The sequence below is a fragment of the Dermacoccus barathri genome, assembly GCF_015070805.1.
GTDB classification, from domain to species: domain Bacteria; phylum Actinomycetota; class Actinomycetes; order Actinomycetales; family Dermatophilaceae; genus Dermacoccus; species Dermacoccus abyssi.
The window spans coordinates 218,316-237,966 of sequence record NZ_JADCTK010000005.1 but is presented as its reverse complement, the minus strand read 5'-3'; the positions used below and the strand labels follow the sequence as shown (position 1 = coordinate 237,966).

General features: G+C 67.5%; 16 protein-coding genes. 8 read left to right on the top strand and 8 right to left on the bottom strand.

What is annotated here, in order from left to right; translation table 11 throughout:
- Nucleotides 1-587 precede the first annotated feature (587 nt).
- Complete coding sequence (locus IM689_RS15065) at nucleotides 588-2,270, top strand: SIR2 family NAD-dependent protein deacylase (protein ID WP_193644053.1); 1,683 nt, start codon at nucleotides 588-590, stop codon at nucleotides 2,268-2,270.
- 10 nt (nucleotides 2,271-2,280) lie between these two features.
- Nucleotides 2,281-3,261 carry a hypothetical protein gene (locus tag IM689_RS11330; protein ID WP_193644052.1) on the top strand — a complete coding sequence of 327 codons (981 nt, stop codon included), beginning with the start codon at nucleotides 2,281-2,283 and terminating at the stop codon, nucleotides 3,259-3,261.
- A gap of 64 nt (nucleotides 3,262-3,325) precedes the next feature.
- On the opposite strand, the gene IM689_RS11325 is transcribed toward IM689_RS11330, so the two are convergent.
- From IM689_RS11325 to IM689_RS11315, 3 genes are read right to left on the bottom strand one after another with little or no spacing between them, the layout of a single operon-like run.
- Nucleotides 3,326-4,018: a hypothetical protein gene (locus IM689_RS11325; protein WP_193644051.1), complete on the bottom strand. Its 693-nt coding sequence runs from the start codon at nucleotides 4,016-4,018 to the stop codon at nucleotides 3,326-3,328.
- A gap of 21 nt (nucleotides 4,019-4,039) precedes the next feature.
- On the bottom strand, nucleotides 4,040-4,822 hold the full coding sequence (locus IM689_RS11320; protein ID WP_193644050.1) for a TY-Chap2 family putative peptide chaperone: 783 nt from the start codon (nucleotides 4,820-4,822) through the stop codon (nucleotides 4,040-4,042).
- A gap of 41 nt (nucleotides 4,823-4,863) precedes the next feature.
- On the bottom strand, nucleotides 4,864-5,712 hold the full coding sequence (locus IM689_RS11315) for a hypothetical protein (RefSeq protein WP_193644049.1): 849 nt from the start codon (nucleotides 5,710-5,712) through the stop codon (nucleotides 4,864-4,866).
- A gap of 118 nt (nucleotides 5,713-5,830) precedes the next feature.
- Here IM689_RS11315 and IM689_RS11310 point away from each other — a divergent pair, with 118 nt between their 5' ends.
- A complete protein-coding gene (locus IM689_RS11310) occupies nucleotides 5,831-7,378 on the top strand; it encodes an ADP-ribosylglycohydrolase family protein (protein WP_193644048.1) in 1,548 nt (515 codons plus the stop codon).
- 213 nt (nucleotides 7,379-7,591) lie between these two features.
- On the opposite strand, the gene IM689_RS11305 is transcribed toward IM689_RS11310, so the two are convergent.
- Nucleotides 7,592-8,509, bottom strand: coding sequence for an HNH endonuclease (locus IM689_RS11305; protein ID WP_193644047.1), 918 nt, complete (start codon nucleotides 8,507-8,509; stop codon nucleotides 7,592-7,594).
- A gap of 403 nt (nucleotides 8,510-8,912) precedes the next feature.
- Here IM689_RS11305 and sigK point away from each other — a divergent pair, with 403 nt between their 5' ends.
- Complete coding sequence (sigK, locus tag IM689_RS11300; RefSeq protein ID WP_118914968.1) at nucleotides 8,913-9,491, top strand: ECF RNA polymerase sigma factor SigK; 579 nt, start codon at nucleotides 8,913-8,915, stop codon at nucleotides 9,489-9,491.
- Nucleotides 9,484-10,170 (top strand): anti-sigma factor, encoded by a 687-nt coding sequence (locus IM689_RS11295; RefSeq protein ID WP_118914966.1) that lies wholly within the window; start codon nucleotides 9,484-9,486, stop codon nucleotides 10,168-10,170. Before sigK ends, IM689_RS11295 begins: the two co-directional genes overlap by 8 nt.
- Nucleotides 10,171-10,261: 91 nt before the next feature.
- On the opposite strand, the gene IM689_RS11290 is transcribed toward IM689_RS11295, so the two are convergent.
- The 4 genes from IM689_RS11290 to IM689_RS11275 form a co-directional block, all read right to left on the bottom strand.
- Nucleotides 10,262-10,909: a fasciclin domain-containing protein gene (locus IM689_RS11290; protein ID WP_193644046.1), complete on the bottom strand. Its 648-nt coding sequence runs from the start codon at nucleotides 10,907-10,909 to the stop codon at nucleotides 10,262-10,264.
- A 132-nt stretch (nucleotides 10,910-11,041) separates the two neighbouring features.
- Nucleotides 11,042-12,589 carry a molybdopterin-dependent oxidoreductase gene (locus tag IM689_RS11285; protein WP_193644045.1) on the bottom strand — a complete coding sequence of 516 codons (1,548 nt, stop codon included), beginning with the start codon at nucleotides 12,587-12,589 and terminating at the stop codon, nucleotides 11,042-11,044.
- Between the two features lie 80 nt (nucleotides 12,590-12,669).
- Nucleotides 12,670-13,665 (bottom strand): TerC/Alx family metal homeostasis membrane protein, encoded by a 996-nt coding sequence (locus IM689_RS11280; RefSeq protein WP_193644044.1) that lies wholly within the window; start codon nucleotides 13,663-13,665, stop codon nucleotides 12,670-12,672.
- A gap of 269 nt (nucleotides 13,666-13,934) precedes the next feature.
- Entirely contained in the window at nucleotides 13,935-15,239 is a 1,305-nt protein-coding gene (locus tag IM689_RS11275; protein WP_193644043.1) for a polysaccharide deacetylase family protein, read from the bottom strand.
- A 202-nt stretch (nucleotides 15,240-15,441) separates the two neighbouring features.
- On the opposite strand from IM689_RS11275, the gene IM689_RS11270 reads away from it, so the two are divergent.
- The 3 genes from IM689_RS11270 to IM689_RS11260 all read left to right on the top strand — a co-directional run bounded on the left by IM689_RS11270 (nucleotide 15,442) and on the right by IM689_RS11260 (nucleotide 19,549).
- Entirely contained in the window at nucleotides 15,442-17,418 is a 1,977-nt protein-coding gene (locus tag IM689_RS11270; RefSeq protein WP_193644042.1) for an alpha-amylase family protein, read from the top strand.
- Nucleotides 17,419-17,476: 58 nt separating this feature from the next.
- Nucleotides 17,477-17,935, top strand: a complete 459-nt coding sequence (locus tag IM689_RS11265) for a Fur family transcriptional regulator (RefSeq protein WP_129665992.1) — start codon at nucleotides 17,477-17,479, stop codon at nucleotides 17,933-17,935.
- A gap of 111 nt (nucleotides 17,936-18,046) precedes the next feature.
- On the top strand, nucleotides 18,047-19,549 hold the full coding sequence (locus IM689_RS11260) for a catalase (RefSeq protein ID WP_193644041.1): 1,503 nt from the start codon (nucleotides 18,047-18,049) through the stop codon (nucleotides 19,547-19,549).
- Nucleotides 19,550-19,651: the final 102 nt, after the last annotated feature.

Here is a 19,651-nt window from a genome sequence, read left to right as displayed (position 1 = left end):
TTGCTCGCGGTGGGACGGTCCGCCAGACGAGCGACCCCACGGTACGGATCTCGTCCTTGGTCGAGCTGAGTTTGCGCTGACCGCAGGACACCTGTGATGTTGTGGCGGTCTCTCGTAGGAGAGCATAGGCACGATCTTCGTCCCTCGAGGCTATCCCCCTCGGTTCGGCCAGTCCGACCCACCCTTACCTGCACGATAACCTCCGGTGGCCGAGACGGATTGCCGCTCTGGACCGTCGTACTGAGTTCCCAAGTGGGCTAAGCGGTGGAGGGTTGAATTGGGTCTCTGGGGCAGCGCTGGCCTTTTCCACCATACGGCGACGCTTCTTCTTCCTCCTCCTCCCCCCGAGCGCCTGCAGGGGGAACTGATCTCCACGCTCCCGCGATCGACCGGCCGCTCAACGACAGTCTCGTAGTTCGTCGTAGCCCCGCAGCCGGGAGCCCACTTTCCCCGCGGAACGGTGGAGCCTAGCCACCCGAAGGAGAGTGGGCTGGCCTACCTGACGGTCCAAGTACGCGAGCAGTCACCGCCGCACTCCGTTCGGATTGAGCTGATCCTTGTTGCGGCTAGCGGCGTACTCTCTTCCAGTGACGCAGCGAGCAGTACCGGGCCATGTCTTCGTCGTTCACGGGCGGCTGCAGGACGTCACCTGCGACGCCATCGTCATTCCGACGGACACGTCGTTCACCGTCGAACCGCACTGGGCCGACGTGATGGGGGTGCAGGGACACGCCAAGCCGGCCGGGTGGGTGGAGAAGCACTTCGGACCGGCCCTCGCGCCGGTGAAGGGCGAGCGTCAACTCTTCTGGTACCTCGACGTCACGGACGATGACCGCGTCATCGATCTGGAGCGACTGGGTGAGCGGTTCGCTCAGTTGACGGCCGAAATCGTGGCCGGCTTTGTTGTCAAGGAGCCTGTTCGCAAACGCGCCCAACATCTCATCGCGCTGCCGCTGCTCAGCGCGGGCAAGGGCGGGCACGCGCCGGAAGGCGCCATCGCAAGCCTGTTGCCCACCTTCACGCGGCTGGCTGCCGAACATCACGTCGATTTCGCCGTCGTTGTGCTGGAGCGCGAGCGGTTCGAGGCACTCCAGCGCCGGCGCCTGGGAACGCTCGGCTTCAGCGTCGCCTGCCCGGCTGTCGGGTCCGGACGTGCGCGCGCGGTGAGCCCGACCACTCCTGAGGGGAAGATCGTCCACCGGGGAGAAACGGCCCCCACCGCAGAGGATCGTCATGTTCCCGACTGGATGGGGCCGGACGGACAGGCTGCTCGGCTCGGTCGTCTCGCCGCAGAGCGGGGGCTCTCCCTCATGATCGGCGCCGGGGTGAGCGCCGGCGCAGGCCTCCCCACGTGGAACAGCCTCCTGGAGGGGCTGCGGGAGCGTGTCTCCGAGGCCGATCAGCCGCTCGTCAAGGACATGACCTACCTATCGGCACTCGACCAGGCCGAACTGCTCGAACGCCTCATCACCCCGGACAACGCAGGTCCGAACGATGCGACCTTCGGCCATGCCGTCATCTCGACCCTCGGTCTGGACGGCAAGACCAAGGTCCGTCCTGCGCTCGGCCATCTCCTCCTCGCGGGCCTCCAGTGCCCACAGGCCGTGACGACGAACTACGACCGGTTCTACGAGGCCGCGTTCGAAGGTCAACACACGCTCTCTCCCGCGACCGCCGGCCCCCGCAAGGCCGCGGCCCTCCCCTACGAGCGCCCGGAAGCCGGCCAGTCGTGGATCCTCCAGATGCACGGCGACGCCGAGCACCCCGAGAGCCTCGTGCTGAGTCGCTCGTCGTTCGTCAGCTACGACAGCGCCCACCGACCTGCAGGTTCCCTGTTCCAGGGCATGCTCATGACGAGCCATGTCCTGTTCGTCGGCGTCTCGTTCACCGACGACAACGTCCTGCGCCTCACCCACGAGGTCGCCGACTACCTCGGCGCCTCCGCGAGCGACAGCGACTTCGGCACGGTGCTGACCCTCGGCGAGGACGCCCAGCGGGCGCGGCTCTGGAAGGACCACCTCACGTGGCACGCGCTCGAAGCCCCGGAGTCCGTGGTCTCGGCCGTGAAAGAAGAAGTCGAGAAGTCAGCAGCGTCGCCAGCGGCCAACAAGCCCTCTGCCGAAGCAGGCGAGACCACCAAGAGCGAGGCAGAGAAGCGCGCGAGCGAATGGGAGCTTCTCCTGCCGTGGCGTGCGCGCGCTCTCGAGATCTTCCTCGACATCGTCGCGATGTGGGCAGTTGCCCCCTCGGACGAGGGTTCCGCGCCGTAATCTGCACAGCATGGCCAAACGCATGCCGACGGCACGTCAACTCCCCGCCGACTTCGCACCCAGCAAGGGAGTTTCTTGGGTCCTTCGCCGCGGCGCCGCCGACGAAGCCGTGCTGTGGGCCGGGCCAGAACTCGGCAGGCAAGGTCAGATCTGGGAACGCGCGCCCAAGGGTGAATGGGGCGTCGCTGAGGATTGCCCAGCGCCGGCCGATCTCCTTCAGCTGGCTGACGACGTCGCTGTGTGGATCAGCACCGCCGACGATAAGGTTCTCCAGCGTCTCGTCGTGACGGGTGACGGCGAACCCGACGACCATGACTGGAAGTTCAAGGTCACCTCATTCGAGGACGAGGACGACGAGTTCCCGGGCTCGTACGACGCCCCGCACCGCCGGTACGCACGCGTCAACGGATCACGGGTTCACTTCGCCGAGCCGGACGCCTCACCCTTCCTTGTGTCGCCCGATGGCGACGTGCACGGTGAGACCCTGGCGTCCTTTACCTCGGCCGGCGAAATGGGCATGTACGCATCCCAGACGGACTGGTGTCTCACCACGATCTCTGCTCAGGTGGCCGTCGCCAGCAGCACGGGCGACGAGGCATGCGCGCCGCAAGCCCTGACAATCCCGGGTGATGACGAAGCAGCAGTGGTGGCTCATTGGCTCTCCGTCGTCAACGACGAGGCCATCGGGGTGATGACGGCGGCCGCCATCGAACTCAACCCGCTTGACCCCCGCGGTGAACTCTCGGACGACGAGCGCACCTTCTGGGCATCGCTCCTGGCCGACTTGCGCAGCGGCACGAACTACGGCGAAACCTTTGACTGCACCGTCTACCTGGACGACGCCGTGCGGGGGACGCTTCGTGGCCTCTTGAACTCCGACCCCGAGTATCGAGCTGTCAGCGAAGCGCTGGCGGCTCCGCGAACCAAGGGAGCATGGCTCCTCACGGCACTGCAGGAAGCCGATTACGCGGTCTTCAACTCATTCGCCTGAGCCTCACTCCCCTTGTCCGTGACGACACGGGGCGCCTCGAAATCGCTGATCTCGACCTTCCCCGTCACGGGCGCGACGTGCCTCGCGGTCGTTCGCGCCGGGGCTCGAGCATCCCGTAGTTCAGGTCGGGATCCCGTGTTGCGGTGGCGGCCAGCTCTTCAAGGTCGACATCGACCTCGAAGTTCCAGTAAGCCGACTGCCCCATGGCCGCGATCGACCCGATCCTCTGCGCGGGATAGACGGTGCCGCCGCGCTCCACGATGCGCCCCATCTTCTCGTCGAGGTCCACGACGTACGCGTCATCCCCCATGTCCGCGAGCACGTCGAACATGTCGAAGTCGCCCGTCAGCCACGGGCAGGTTGCGGGATCTGAGCATCGAGCGCTGCCGCACTCGCCACAGCGGCGGACGTAGCCCCTCGCGATGCGCCGCGCCTCCCAGGCGTCGAACTGATCCACTTCGCAGACAGCCCGCAACCACGCCATCTCGCTGTCGGAGACGACCTTCGCTCGGTCGTGGTACAGCACCGTGTCACCGACCTTCACGACGTCGTCCCAGGCCTCGTGATGCCAGAGCCACTGCTCGCGACCGTCATCGAACACGACCCGTAGGAAGCCGTCACGCATCTCGAGGGCGCGCACTTCGATCGAGTTTGGGCGTTCGCGCACAGAGCGCATGCGAGGCGGACTCATGAGGTGCCCGCCCCCGTGGTCGCACTCGTGCTCCGGCCCGTACCCGTTGATCCGCTCGATCTTCATCGCATCATTCTCACTGACCCGTCACGCGGCGCGCCACGTGTCGAACGCGGCCATGAGCCGGTCGAAGTCGCGCCCGACGGTGTCGTACATGCGGACGAAGTCGAAGCGCTCACCGGCGTCCTCGCCCGGCTTCCAGGCGTGGCCCGTCGTCTCGAAAGCGACGAGGGGCTTGGATGGCTCGTCCTCGCCCTGCGCTTTGTAGGCAAACCAGAAGCGGTACTCCTCGACGCCGTTCGGAGCGTCCTCGCCGTTATGGCGGCGATGGGCCTGGATACTTGGAAACGCCGCAAATGCACCCTCGCGCGGCCCCTCCCCGTAACCGGACGAGTCATAGAACCCGCTGACCAGTGACACGCCGTTCCGGTCGAACGCAGCGCTCCCGGCCAGGTGCGCAATGGCCCGATAGGTCAGCAGCCGAGGCGTCGAGTGCGGGATCCCTCGTGGAGACCCGAGCCGCGTCACCTTCTCGATGTGCGCAAGCACGCTCCGCGGGTCGAGCGTGAACAGATCGGTCCACCGCAAGAGGTCGGCCTTCGTCGTCACGTGGGCCATGTGCAGGGAACCCAGGTAGTTCCACTGCAGGAGAAGGGAGCCTGCTTTCGGCTCCCACACCGCCAACTCGTCGTACTGGCCACCCCCGCCGTGCAGTTCGAGCACCCACAGTTCCGGGTGGCGTCGCACCAGCTCCGCGAAGCATCTCCAAGCCGCGGCTTGCCGCACCGAGTGACGCATCTCCTCGCCGACGCGCCTCCGCGCCCCTTCCTCACGCTGTGCGACGTAGGCCTTCAGCTCTGACTCGTCCATCGTTCTTCCCTCTCTGTCGTTCTGGTTGTCTTCGAGGCGAATCACTCGCCGCGGGCCCGCGCCGCCTCGACGACGACGCGCGTTGTCTCCCGAAGCGGGTGCTCGTCGATGAGCGGCAGCACGCGCAACTCCTCGACGCGGGCCGCCAGGAGTGCGGCCACCGTCATGCTCAAGCCGTTGTTCGGCGTGACGGCGGCAGCGCGCGCGAGCACCGCCGACGAGTCCTCGCTCTCCTGCACGAGGAACAGCGCCCGCGCCAACTGCGACCGGGCACGGTTCGTGTTCGGTACGACGTCGAGTGCAGCCAGACCCATCCCGTGCAGGCCCTGGTAGCGCGCCATGAGGCGCTCCAGCCAGACGGGAGCGGCCGTCATCATCTCTCCGAAGACGGAGAGGAAACCGCGAACGTCCCAGTCAGGGCGAACCATCCAGGAATGACCGTTCGCGATCATCCCGCCGAGCAACCCTGCGAGCACGAAGGCGGCGTCACTCGCCGCGGGCGTGCCGTGATGACCAGCGATCTTCGCCACGTACCGGCGTCGACGCTCGTCGGCGCATCCCCCCAGCGGGACAAAGGCTCGCGCAAGCGCGATCCCGACGGCGAGCGCCTCGACTCCATCGCTGCGCTGCCGCATCAGCTCGCGCGGGTCGATCACGCAGCCGCAGTCACTGTAGAAGCACTCGGGCAGCCCCTCCCACGGAGGCAGCGGCGTGGCGACCTGTTCGAGCAGGCTCACGGTGTACCGCCCGACCGTCAGCACCAGACCACCATCGATGAACTCGGCCTCGGCACGCTGCACGTCTCGCCCGGCGAGCGCGTCGCCGAGCACCGCGGCCGTCACCACGTCATCCAACGCCTGCGCACGATCCCGCATCGCTCCTTCGATCATCGAACACCCCCTTCTTGTCGGTTCGACACTAGATCAGCTCAGCCATTTATGTCTAGTTGACATTATTTGTCTGCGGTGTTTATTGTCGTCCTGACATCAAAGATCACAGGAGGCAGCGATGACCCACCAGAAACTCACCAGCACCCAGCGCGACCGCACGGCGGGAGTGCTCGTCGGCCAGGCGTGTGGCGACGCCCTCGGTGTCCCCTACGAGTTCGGCCCGCCCCTGCACGAAACGAAGCCCGAGATGGTCGGCGGCGGCCTCGGCCCCTACGCGCCGGGCGAGTGGTCGGACGACACCCAGATGGCCATCTGCATCGCCCGCGTCACGGCTGAAGGCCACCTCGACGACCGCGCACTCGGCCGCATCATGCGCGGCTTCCAGCATTGGCTCGACGACGGTGCGAGCGACGTCGGAAACCAGACGCGCGCCGTCCTGGCCGCGACGCGCGACATCTTCACCAACACCCCGCCCGACGAAGACGGCGGCAGCCTCGACCAGGAATGGTTCTGGGCAGCCCTCGACGCCTCGGGCAGCTACGCGAAGCACCACGAGCGCTCGGCCGGCAACGGCGCGCTCATGCGCAACGGCATCGTCGGACTCACCGCCCTCCACGACCGCGATGCCACCGCCGAGAACGCGCGCAACGTCGCTCGCCTCACGCACGCCAACCCGCTCGTCCTCGACTCCTGTGTCCTGCACGCCGAGGCGATCCGGCACGCGGTGATGACGGGCGAGTACGACCTCCTCGCCGGGCTCGACCTGATCCCCGAGGAGCGCCGCCGGCAGTGGACCGAGTGGATCGAGACGGCAACGCTCGCCGATCCGTCGACGATCGAGGCCAACGGCTCCACGTTCGGCGCGCTTCGTGCCGCGCACGCCGCCATCACGAGCATGCGCGTCATGAAGTACGCGGCCCACGAGGGCGGAAACCGCCTCCACGTCCGTCACGCACTCGAAGCGGCAGTCGGCGCGGGCCGCGACACCGACACCGTCGCGGCAATCACCGGCGCACTCATGGGAGCCGTCTACGGCGTCTCCGCCATCCCCGGAACATGGCGCCGCCGCATCCACGGGTGGCCCGACATGACGGCGCGCGACCTCGTCGAGCTCGCTCTGCGAACCGCCGGCGAAACGCAGCCGGGCGCCTGGCCACTGCGCGAGATCGAGCCCTCACCGGGCGGTCGAGCGCTCGACGTCCCGACATCCTTCGACGAGGGCCTGCACCTGGGCACCCAGACGGCCCTCGCGCACACGCAGGCTGACGCCGTCGTCAGCCTCTCGCGAATCGGCTCCCAGGAGAACCGGGAGACCAGGCTGCGCCGGTTCGGCGGGGGCAACCACCCCGCGCGGCACGTCGAGTACTGGATCGTCGACTCCGACGATCCGAGCACGCACAACGACCTCGCGGCAGCGCTGAACGACGCCGCCGACACCGTCGCCGAGCTTCGGGCGGAGGGACACACCGTCTTCCTGCACTGCGTGCACGCCCACCACCGCACCCCGGCGGTCGCGTTGCTCTACGCCGTGAAGCACTGCGGACTCGATGCCGACGAGGCGGCCGAGCAGATCCGTACCGCGCTCGGCGTCCCCCGAATCGATGGTCTGCTCTGGTCCACGGCGGTGCGGGAGGCGCAACGCATCACGGCGCACCGCAAGCCTTGAGAGCCGAAGGGGTGGTATGACGACGAGCTCGCCTCGGCCGACGACCCCGGTTCGGGCCTCCACCCGGTCTCCATGGCCCGTGTAGCGGGGGAGGTCACCGACGAGGAATACCGCGCGTACTTCTACGGCAGCTCTCGCCGTCGGGACTGACGGGCCCCTCCCGACGGCGAGCCAACTCCCGGCCTCGTCGACGGAGGGCGCCATCTGCCTGCACTATGAGGCCCGGAACCGCTCGTAGTGAATCTCGAGAAGCTCCGGGTCGGGGCGCTCCCGCCGGCTCCTGGGGACCACCATGAGAGGCGTGTCGTGCAGGCGCTTGATCCCGTGCTCCAGGAGGGGCCCATCGATCTCGTCGAGAATGTCTGCCCTGACCTCCACGCGCAGATCTGGCGTGAGGCCCAGGATGCCCGCGTCGTACGCGGCGTGATGAATCTTGCACAGCGCAAGACCATTGCGAACGGACGCGACACCCCTTTCGTGCCGATCTTCGACGATGTGAGCAGCATCCAACAGGACAGAGTGCCTGAGTTGGCACACGGCACAGCTTGCCTCGTAGGCCCGCATGACGATGCTTCGAAACACTGGCTGGTGCAGGCGGCGATAAGTCTCCTGCCTGAGGTAGCGGCGCATGACCTCCTCCACCCGTGATCCTGTCGATTCCAGGTGCTGAAGACCGTCCGTCGCGACGACGAACTGTTGCTCCCGCTGCTCCTCGGCGATCAAGTAGACGGGGAAGACCGGCTTGTAGAGCGCAACGCCCACACCCCAGAACCAGATGAGCGGAACTCTCTCGTGCATGGCTTGACGAAGAGACCTGTTCTCCGGATGCGCGGGGTCGTCGCCGCGCCACTTGTAGCGCACCAAACCGTCCACGCCGAGGTCGTCCTCGTACGGCCGTTCCGCGCCGGCGGGACGAAACGTCGTCCTGATGGACAGAGCCGACGTGAATTGACGCGGCTTCCGGATCCCCCGCTGCGCATCCATGAGACGGAAGCGCTCACCGCCCCAGGTGAACCCATTGATCTGCTCCGACGTGAGGGCGTCCAGACCGTCATTGGTCCGAGCCGATAGCCACGCAATGGCAGCGGCCCGAAGGTCATCCTGCTGCTGCGGCGACCAGGTCACAGTCATGCGGTCGCCCGTTCAGCCCTGCCGAGACGACGACGTTCCGTCGACCTCTCGCACGCGACCCACCGACGGGGCTCGGCACTCATGGCGAGAGCGTAACGACTTCAGGGACCCCACAGCGACCAATGGGCGAAGTTCGGTGCAAGCACCTGCGGTGGAATGCTCCAGGACACCTCGAGCGACGCGCGCTGGGCAGCCGATGGTGAGCATGCCCCTTGGGGCCGGCGCACGCCGAGGGCATCGGAATGGCGACCACGAGCGGCTGATTGCGCTCTTCTACACCTCAGCTGCAGGCCGAAGCATGCAAGGCCAAACGCATCCGCCCGCCCATCCGCCACGCCGCCGGCGCCGAACACCTCACATCCGGGCAGCGAGAACAGGTGGGAGTGAGGCAGGATGGTGACCCATGGGCGACTCGACTGCGGCGGCATCCCTGGCCGCGTCACTCGCTCGCTGCGGCACCGGCGACCAGACTGCCTTCGCCGAGGTGTACGACCAATCGTCGGCGCGCGTCCATGGGCTCGTACTGCGCGTCGTGCGCGACCCGTCGATGGCCGAGGAATGCACTCAGGAAGTCTTTCTCGAGATCTGGCGCAAGGCCAACACCTTTCGCGTCGACGGCAGCCCGTGGGGGTGGATGCTCGCCATCGCACACCGCCGGGCCGTCGACACCGTGCGCAGCGTTCAGGCCTCGCGAACGCGCGAGAACTCCTACGCCAAGCAGTCATACGAACCACCGTCGCCGGGGCCGGAGGAGGCAGCCATGCACGCCCAGGAACGCGCCGACGTGCGTGACTGTCTCGAAACCCTGAGCCCCGCCCAACGCCCCAGCATCGAACTGGCCTACTGGGACGGCCTCACCCACCACGAGGTGGCGACGCGCCTCGACGCACCCCTCGGCACGGTGAAGTCGCGCATCCGAGACGGCCTGCGCCGGCTGGCGGACTGCCTCACGTCAACCGAGGAAGGAGGCGACCATGCGTGACGAGCCGCACGACCTCGTCGCCGCCTACGCGCTTGACGCCGTCGACGACGTCGAGCGACGACGCTTCGAGAAGCACCTGGCCACCTGCGCGTCATGTCGGAACGAGCTCGAGCATCTGCGTGACGCTGCGGCGTCCCTGTCCGTACCCAGCAGCACCGCCCCGCCGGCTCATCTGCGAGACGAGATCCTGCGAGCGGTCGCCACTGACGCTGAAACCCGCGAAGCTACCCGACCGGTATCCCGCCCGAGCCGACGTCTCTTTCTCGCAGGCGCGGCGGCCACGGTCGTGGGCGTCGGCGGAGTCGGGCTGTGGCGTAACCGGCGCGACGAGCAGCCGGTGACGGCGCAGGACATCCTCGACGACGAGACATCGCAGAAGGGCCGAACGACGTACGCCGGTAGCACCGTGACGGTGGCCCGCAACTCCAAGGGCCAGGGGGCCATTCGCTTCGAGCCGGCCCTCGCACCCGCAACCGGACACGCCTACACGATGTGGACCGGCTCGACACCGAATCACATGGTCAACTCAGGCCAGTTCGACCGCGACGGCCGTCAGAGCACGATGCTGCTCAACGCCGACATGCGCGAAGTCCGCATCGTCGCCGCCACCCTGGAGAAGGCGGGTACGACGCCGCGGCAGCCCACCTCCGACCCCGTGCTGACGATCCACCTCACCTGACCCGCCCCTCGGCGAACCCCTGACCGACGACGGAGCCGGGCCCCACGAGATCGTTCTCGTGGGGCCCGGCTTCGTCGTCCGAGGGTTCACATCACATGAGAACCGAGTCGATGATGTAGACGGTGGCGTTCGAGGTCTGCACGTTCCCGCACACCACCGAGGACTTGCCGTTCACCATGAACTTCTCGCCGGATCCGGTCACCTTCACCGTGCTCCCGGCGAGGGTCTTGTGCTCACCCGCGAGCTGGTTCGGCGCCATGCGGCCCTTGACGACGTGACCGGTCAGGAGCTTGGTCAGCGCGGCCTTGTCGGCGAGCGTCTTGTCGAGCTGCGCCTTCGGCAGCTTCGTGAACGCCGAGTTCGCGGGCGCGAAGACCGTGAGGTCCTTGCTCGTGTTGAGAGTGTCGACGAGCCCCGCCTTCTTGATGGCCATCGTCAGGGTCGAGAGGGCCGGGTTGTTGGACGCCGCCGTGGCGACCGGATCGCCCGTCATGCCCTGGAAGGAGCCCTTGCCGGACTTCGGCACGCTCGAGCAGGCGGGGCCGAACGGCTTGCTGGCGTTCATACCCTTCTCGCCCATCGCGCTGGACGAGGAGGAGTCGGCCTTGGCCGACGAGCTCGCGCTGGTCGTGGAGGACATCGCGGAGCTGGATCCGCTGGAGGAATCCCCGTTGCCGCACGCGCCGAGCGAGAGCGCTCCGGCGGTGGCGAGAACGAGTGCGGTGGCCTTGGACTTCATGATCTTCTCCTCGGTGCGGTGATTCGGCCTGAGCCAACTTCTGACCGATCGGTCGTCTTCCGATCGTCATCAAGGGTTCGAAGCCGCCTGCCCGACGGATGGGTGTGGCCGCGAAACTTTTTTCCTGGCAACTCAGGTAAGGAAGAAGACCTGCTCCTGCAGGCCGCTCGAGCCGTCCGGAAAGACCGGGGCACGCTCGGCCGTCTGGGTGTCCCCGTCGGCGTCGATCACCCGTGCCGAGACGGTGTGCTGGCCGGTGGGTAGTGAGCTCGCGTCCAGGCGATACATCCACTGACGCCAGAAGTCCTCGTTCACCTCGGGCCCGAGCTCGGCGTCACGCCACGGCCCGCCGTCGAGGCGTACCTGCACGCCGCGGACGCCACTGCGCTGCGCCCACGCGATGCCGCCGACCTTGATGACGCCTCGCTTCACCTGGGCGAGTGACGACGGCGAGTCGATCCGAGCGCTCGGCTTGATGGGCGCATCGTGCGACCACCCGCGCTGCGTCCAGTAGGCCTGGTGCTCGGCGAACGTCGTGACCGTCAGTTTCGTCACCCACTTCGTCGAGCCGATCATGCCGTAGAGGCCGGGCACGACGAGTCGCGCCGGGAAACCATGGCGCCGCGGGAGCGGCTCGCCGTTCATACCGATGGCGAGCAGCGCGTCGCGGTCATCGAGCATCGCCGCCAACGGGGTGCCCGCCGTGAACCCGTCGGTGGACGTGCTGAGCACCTGCGCGTCCGCGCGATGAGGTTCCTTGATGCCCGCTTCGGCAAGCAGCCGGCGGACCGGGACGCCCAGCCACGTCGCGCCGCCGACGTACTCGCCGCCGACCTCGTTGCTCACGCACGTCATCGTGATGTTCTTCTCGACGAGCTTCATGGCAGCGACGTCGTCGTACGTGAACGTGACGCGGCGGTGCACGTCGCCGTCGATCGTAAGGGTCCAGCTCTCACGCTCGACCTGCGGCACCGTCAGTGCCGTGTCGACGCGGTAGAACGATTCGTTCGGTGTGCGCAGCGGCGTGATGGCGGGGTTTCGCCGCTCGAACCCCGCGGGAATCGGTGTGGCGCGACGCCACGCGCGCGGCAGTGACAGTTTCGCCGTGCTCGCCGCCTGCAGCAGCGTCTGCCCCGCCGCGACGGCGAGCCCACTGAGCGCCAGGCTTCCGAGCACGCCCCCGACGAAAACCCTCCGCCCGGGCTCGGTCATATCCGCCTCCTCGCTCGGCGTGGGCGAGGGACTGAGCCGCAACAGCAACAGCATCACGCCGATACCGACGACGAAGGCCACGAGCGTCGGCCCGAGATCGACGATCCGCGCGCTCGGCCGCGTCATGACGGCCCAGGCTGGCACCGCGGCCAGTGCGGCGAGGCCGACCGCACCCCACGCTTTGCGCCGCCCCGCGAGCAGCCCGATGAGCGCCGTGGCCACGACGACGACGAGCGCCACCGTGCCGAGGAGCAGTGGCTTGTCCTTGGTGCCGAAGTGGGCGATGGCCCAGTCCTTCACCGCCGTCGGCGTGTGATCGATGACCGCGTACCCGACCGCGAGCACCGGTGAGGACGACGCGTTCGAGGCAGCAGCGAGCAGATGGGCCACCGACAAACCGGCGGCTCCGCCTGCCACACCGGCCAGAGCGTGACGGCTGCGTCGGGCCAGGGCTGGGCGAGGTGTCATGCCCGGTGTTCGTAGCCACCGAGCCCGGGGATGGGAACGGGGCCGAGGTTCACGACCCCGGCCCCGCTCGTGTCACTCAGTCACGAGCTCGAACGAGTGGCCTCCTCGCGCTCGGCGCGACGCGTCACGACGAGGCTCGAGATCGTCACGGCGAGCAGCGACACGACGATGACCGACAACGAGACGGCCGTCGACGGCGTCCACACCCAGTGCCACACGTCGTGCGCCCAGTGCGCGATGAGCTTGTAGCCGATGAACGCGAGGATGACGGCGAGGCCGTACCCGAGGTGCACGAGCTTGCTCAGCACGCCCTCGACGAGGAAGTACAGCGCGCGCAGACCGAGCAGCGCGAACGCGTTCGTCACGAAGACGAGGTAGGGGTCGCCGGTGATGCCGTAGACGGCGGGCACCGAGTCGAGCGCGAACATCGCGTCGGCCGCGAGCACCGCCACCGTGACGACGGCCAGCGGCGTCAGTATGCGGCGCTTCTTGCCCGTCTCGTCGGCCTCGACGACGCTCATGCTCGTGCCGCGGTAGTCGTCGGTCACCGGGTAGAAGCGGCGCAGGAACTTCACCGAACCGAGCTCGCTCGGGTCGATCTCCTCCTCCTCGTCGCTGCGCGTGTCACGCCAGACCTTGACGGCCGTCCACAGCAGGAACAGGCCGAAGATGACGAACATCCATGAGAACTTGGTGAGCAGCGATGCACCGATAGCGATCATGATGGCGCGCATGACGAGCGCGCCCGCCACACCGATGAGCAGCACCCGCTGCTGATAGGCCTTCGGCACCGCGAACGCCGCGAGCAGCAGCATGAAGATGAACAGGTTGTCGACCGACAGCGACTTCTCGACGATGTAACCCGTGTAGTACTCGGTGCCGATCTGGCTGCCGTGCTGCGACCAGAGCCACCCACCGAACGCCACCGGCAGACCGATGTAGAACAGCGACCACCCGGTCGCTTCCTTCATCGAGACCTCGTGCGGCTTGCGCGTGACGATGAAGTCGAGGACGAACAGAACAAGAACACCGACGATCGTGGTCGTCCAGAGCGCCGGTGTGGCAATGGTTTCCATGATGAGCACACCTCAGTTCGCATACGTGTTGAACTGAGGTCTCCTTCACGACGACGCTGTCGCCGCTTCCGCACGGGAGCGCGGCTGGGCGCGCTCGTACTGACCGAAATCGGAACGTGGGAAGTACTCCCCTCGCAGATAACCCTAACAGCGGTCGGCGACGATCGCATCCGAGCGCCTCGCCCACGGCCTGCGCCCGGGGCATCGGCCGGCGACATCGCACCGCCCCCTCGGGCCTGCCATCCGCGCGCCCGCGCAGGGCACCGTCGTCAGGGGCGAGCCGGGTCGCGCGTCGCGACGGGATCGAAGAAGTTCGAGAGCACCGAGGACTCCCCGTCCCGCGCCGCGTCGAGTGCGATGCCGTCGATGTTGATACGCCCCTGCCGCATCGACCCTTGCGAGAACTGGATCCAACTCGAGCGCGAGCCGTCGACGTTCGCGAAGTAGTCGAACCCCTCGACGTTGTGGAGGAACGCGTACTTCGGGTTGCGCATCGAGTACGGCGTGGTGTCCGAGATGTCCGCACCGAACGCGAAGATGATCTCCTTCGTCGGCCCGACGATCGGCTTGACGTCGGCATCCCAGCGCGCCGCGTCCGCCTTGATCGTCGCCAGCGACGCCTTGGTGATGTTGATGTGACCGTACGAGTGCGACGCGAAGTTCCACCCCGTGGCCTTCATCGCGTTCGCCACCGTCTTGGCCTTGGCGCGCTCGGCGTCGGTCTTCGCACTGTGGCCGTACGCGGCGTACGACGAGCGGTAACCCAGCACCCCGTTGTAGCCCGTGAGCGCGATCGTGCCCTTGTCCCCGCGGTAGGAGAAATCCGGGTGATCGCGCACGAAGTCGTCGACGATCGGCACGACGTCATCGGCCCCCTTGCGCACCTTTCCACCCTTCTCCGGGTAGGTGGTGCGCACGCCCTTCGAGCCGTCAACGACGAGGCTCGTCGCGAACCCGTCGCCGGCCATGTACTCGTAGTAGCTGACGTCGTCAACCGAAAGGACGAGCGGTTTCTTGCCCGCCGGCAGCACGATCGGCACCGGGTGCATCTGCCCGTCCGCGCCCCGCTTGGCAACCCGCTGTGGATGGACGAGCACGTACCCCTTGGCGTACATCGAGTTCAGCTGCGCCACGAACTCGCGCTTGGTGACCATGTAGTCCTTGTACCCCTGCGCCTTGCCCTGCCCGGCGTGGAACGCGAGCGCCGGGTCGACGACGAGCGAGTGGTAGAAGACGTGCGAGATCTGCGTGTTGTCGGCGAACGGTTTCGCCTTCGCCTTGGCGTCGTCGATGGCGCGACGCTCGGCGTCGGCTTCCTTCGAGGTCTGACCCTTCAGCGCGGCCGTCGCCGCGGCGTAGTCGTACATGCGACGCAACTCGCGGGCTCGTGCCACGGGGTCGTCGGCGCGAGGTGACGACGTCTTCGTCGACGCCGACGCAGACGACGAGGCGCCGGGAGACACTGGCCGAGAGGATCTGCTCGCCCCGCCATCACCGTCACCCGAGGAGCAGCCACCCGAAGCGGTGACGATGACGAGGGCCGCGACGGCGGTGCGTGCGGCGGACGTGAACATGCGCGAATGCGGCATCAAGGCTGTCATCTCTGCTCGGCCCCCTCCGGGCGCTGGGGTAACAATCTCTGCTGAGACCAACTATGCCCCCTCCACCTCAGCCGGCGGGCAGCGGGACGCCGCAGGTTCGCGCGCGTTGGCACACAGCACGCCCGCGGCGCGGGAACGCGGCGGGAGCACCCACGCCGTACGCGAGAATGTGTCCATGCCACTTCCTGTGTCGGTGATCCAGCGCGCCTCCTCCGTCCTCACGCCGGCCTCCCCCTGGCAGAGCGACGTCTTCACCGCCCGCCTGCGCGCCCAGTGGCCCGCCCTGCGTGACGGCCTGAACGTCGTCCACCCCGACCGCGTCGAGGAGATCGCCGGTGACCTCGTCGAGATCGCGGCGCGCCGCTTCCTCGAGCGCCCCGAGGAACTCCACGACCTCGACCGTCGTCGCGAAGCCGACCCGCACTGGCTCTCGTCGCCGCGCATGATCGGCTACGCCGCCTACACCGAACGCTTCGGCGGCACCCTCGCCGGCGTCGCCGAACGCACCGCCTACCTCGACGAACTCGGTGTCACCTACCTGCACCTCATGCCGTTGCTGCGCACCCGCGCCGGTGACAGCGACGGTGGCTACGCCGTCGTCGACTACCGCGAGGTCCGCGACGACCTCGGCACGATGATCGACCTCGAAGCCCTCGCGACGACGCTGCGCCACCGCGGCATCAGCCTCGTGCTCGACTTCGTCCTCAACCACGTCGCCGAGGAGCACGAGTGGGCGACGAAGGCGCGCGCCGGCATCCCGAAGTACCGCGACTACTTCCACATGTTCCCCGACCGCTCCGTGCCCGACGCCTACGAGCGCACGCTGCCCGAGGTCTTCCCCGACTTCGCGCCGGGCAACTTCACCTGGGACGAGAAGGCCCAGGCGTGGGTGTGGACGACGTTCAACGCATTCCAGTGGGATCTCAACTGGTCCAACCCCGACGTGCTGGCCGAGTTCACCGACATCATGCTGTTCCTCGCGAACAAGGGCGTCGAGGTGCTGCGTCTGGACGCCATCGCGTTCATGTGGAAGCGCATGGGCACGAACTGCCAGAACCAGCCCGAGGTGCACGCGCTGACGTCGATCCTGCGTGCCGTCGCGCGGATGGCGGCACCCGGCCTCGCATTCAAGGCCGAGGCCATCGTCGGGCCGCACGACCTCGTGCAGTACCTCGGCCTCGGCGAGTACGAGGAGCGCCTGTCGGATCTGGCGTACCACAACACCTGGATGGTGCAGCTGTGGTCGATGATCGCCGCCCAGGACACGCGTCTCGCGGTGCACACGCTCCGCGGACTGCCGCCGACGCCCGAGGGCGCCACCTGGATCTCCTACATCCGCTGCCACGACGACATCGGCTGGGCCATCGACGACGGCGACGCCGCCGCCGTCGGCCTCTCCGGCCCGCTGCACCGCGCGTTCCTCTCCGACTTCTACGCGGGCGAATCGTTCGATTCGTTCTCGGACGGCCTTGTCTTCCAGGCGAATCCGCAGACAGGCGACCGACGCATCTCCGGCACGACGGCGTCGCTGACCGGCGCGAGCGAGTCGTACAACCCCCACCTGACGGCAACCGGCATGGCGCGGATGAAGCTTCTCGTCGCCGCCACGTACGGCACCGACGGCCTGCCCGTCATCTGGTCGGGCGACGAACTCGCCCTGCCCAACGACCCCGAGTGGGCAAGCGACCCGACCCACGCCGACGACAACCGCTGGGCTCACCGCCCGGCTCTGCCCGACACTGCGCTCGCCCAGCGTCACGATCACGGCAGCGTCACCGGCGCGATCTTCGAATGGCACTGCTCCGTCGGGCAGGTGCGCGCGCGGCTGCCTCAGCTCGACGGGCAGATCGCCTCCGAGGTGCTGCCTGTCGCGAATCCGGGCGTGCTGGCCGTCGGGCGCCGCCACACCGCGGGCGACATGGTCCAGCTCTACAACGTGACCGACGAGGAGCAGACGTGGCCCGCGCAGTGGTTGGGCAGCTTCACCCTCGGCGCAGTGCACGACGCTGCGAAGGTCGCCTCGGCAGGGGAACGGACGAAGCCGGCCGTCGGGCTCGTCGACGCCCTCACCGCGCGACCCGTGCACTCAGATGCGGACGGCGACATCCACCTTCTGCCGTGGGGTGTGCTGTGGCTCGTCGCGGGTGACTAGTTGACATTGGTCCGGCGCTTATCTTGATTCATTCCAGAAAGAGCGTCACCATAGAGGCATGACCACGACCCAGACCTCGCCGCCGGACCCGCGCACCATGCTGCGCGAGGCCAACCTGCGCGTCACGGGTCCGCGCCTGGCCATCCTCGAAGCGCTCGAGAACCGGCCGCACTCCGACGCCGACACCGTCCTCAAGGCGGTGCGCGAGGGGTACGGCGCCGTCTCGATGCAGACGGTCTACGACGCGCTGCACGCCATGACGGCTCACGGCATCATCCGCCGTATCGAACCGGCGGGGCAGTCCGCGCTGTACGAACGCCGCATCGGCGACAACCACCACCACCTCGTGTGTCGCCGTTGCGCGACGATCGTCGACATCCCGTGCGCCGTGGGCGAAACCCCCTGCCTCACAGCGGCACACGAGAGCGATCTGAGCGCCGGTTTCGAGATCGACGAAGCCGAGGTCACCTACTGGGGCGTCTGCGCCGAATGCCGCGCGAAGACTCCGCCGGGCTGACGTCCGGACGAACCCGCTTCACCCTGTCCGTTGTCAGTGGCAGCGCCTAGGGTGAGAACCGAAGCACCTCCCTCCTGACCGATCACACCCGACCAACCGAAGGAGCACCTCATGGTCGACAACGAGCAGGGCCGCAACCAGGAGCACCCCCCGCTGACGACGGCTGCGGGAGCGCCCGTCGCCAACAACCAGGACTCGATGACGGCCGGCCCGCGTGGCCCGATCCTTCTTCAGGACCTGTGGCTCATCGAGAAGCTCGCCCACTTCGACCGTGAGGTCATCCCGGAGCGTCGTATGCACGCCAAGGGTTCGGGCGCGCACGGCACGTTCACGGTGACGAGCCCCGAGATCCAGAAGTACTCGAAGGCCAAGATCTTCTCCGAGGTCGGCAAGCAGACGCCGATGATGGCCCGCTTCTCCACCGTCGCCGGTGAGCGCGGTGCGGCCGACGCCGAGCGCGACATCCGCGGTTTCTCCCTGAAGTTCTATACCGAAGAGGGAAACTGGGACATGGTCGGCAACAACACGCCGGTCTTCTTCTTCCGCGACCCGATGAAGTTCCCCGACCTCAACCACGCCGTCAAGCGTGACCCGCGCACCAACCTGCGCAGCCCGGAGAACAACTGGGATTTCTGGTCGTCGCTGCCCGAGGCGCTGCACCAGGTCACCATCGTCATGAGTGACCGCGGCATCCCCAAGACGTTCCGCCACATGCACGGCTTCAGCTCGCACACCTACTCGTTCATCAACGAGGCCGGCGAGCGCTTCTGGTGCAAGATGCACTTCCGCACCCAGCAGGGCATCGAGAACCTCTCGGACGCCGAGGCGGCCGAGGTCATCTCCGGCGACCGCGAGTCGAGTGGCCGCGACCTGTACGAGGCCATCGAGCGCGGTGACTTCCCCAAGTGGACGATGTACGTGCAGATCATGCCGGAGGAAGACGCGAAGACGTACCGCTTCCACCCGTTCGACCTGACAAAGGTGTGGAGCAAGAAGGACTACCCGCTCATCGAGGTCGGCGAGTTCGAGCTCAACCGCAACGCGGACAACTTCTTCGCCGACATCGAGCAGGCCGCGTTCGCGCCGTCGCACCTCGTGCCGGGCATCTCCGTCTCGCCCGACCGCATGCTGCAGGCCCGCCTGTTCAGCTACACGGACGCGCAGCGCTACCGCCTCGGCGTCAACCACCACCAGATCCCGGTCAACGCGCCGAAGTGCCCCGTGCACACCTTCCACCGCGACGGCCAGATGCGCGTTGACGGCAACAAGGGCAGCGAGACGCACTACGAGCCGAACAGCTACGGCGCGATGCAGGAGCAGCCCTCCTACGCAGAGCCGGCGTCCGACATGGCGAAGTACCAGGAGATGGCGCACGTCGCCGACCACTGGGACTACCGCGCGGACGACGACAACTACTACGAGCAGCCGGGCAACCTGTTCCGCCTCATGTCGCCCGAGCAGCAGCACGCGCTGTTCGCCAACACGGCCGCCGCCATCAAGGGCGCGACCGCGCAGACGATCGAGCGTCACATCGAGAACTGCACGAAGGCCGACCCGGCCTACGGCGAGGGCGTCCGCAAGGCGTGCATCGCCAACGGCGCGCTCGAGGTCTGACCCTCAGGCCACCAGCACGAAAGGGGCCGGGCCCGAAACCACATCTCGTGGTTTCGGGCCCGGCCCCTTTGCGACCTCCGCGAGCGTCTTGCCGCCCCGCGT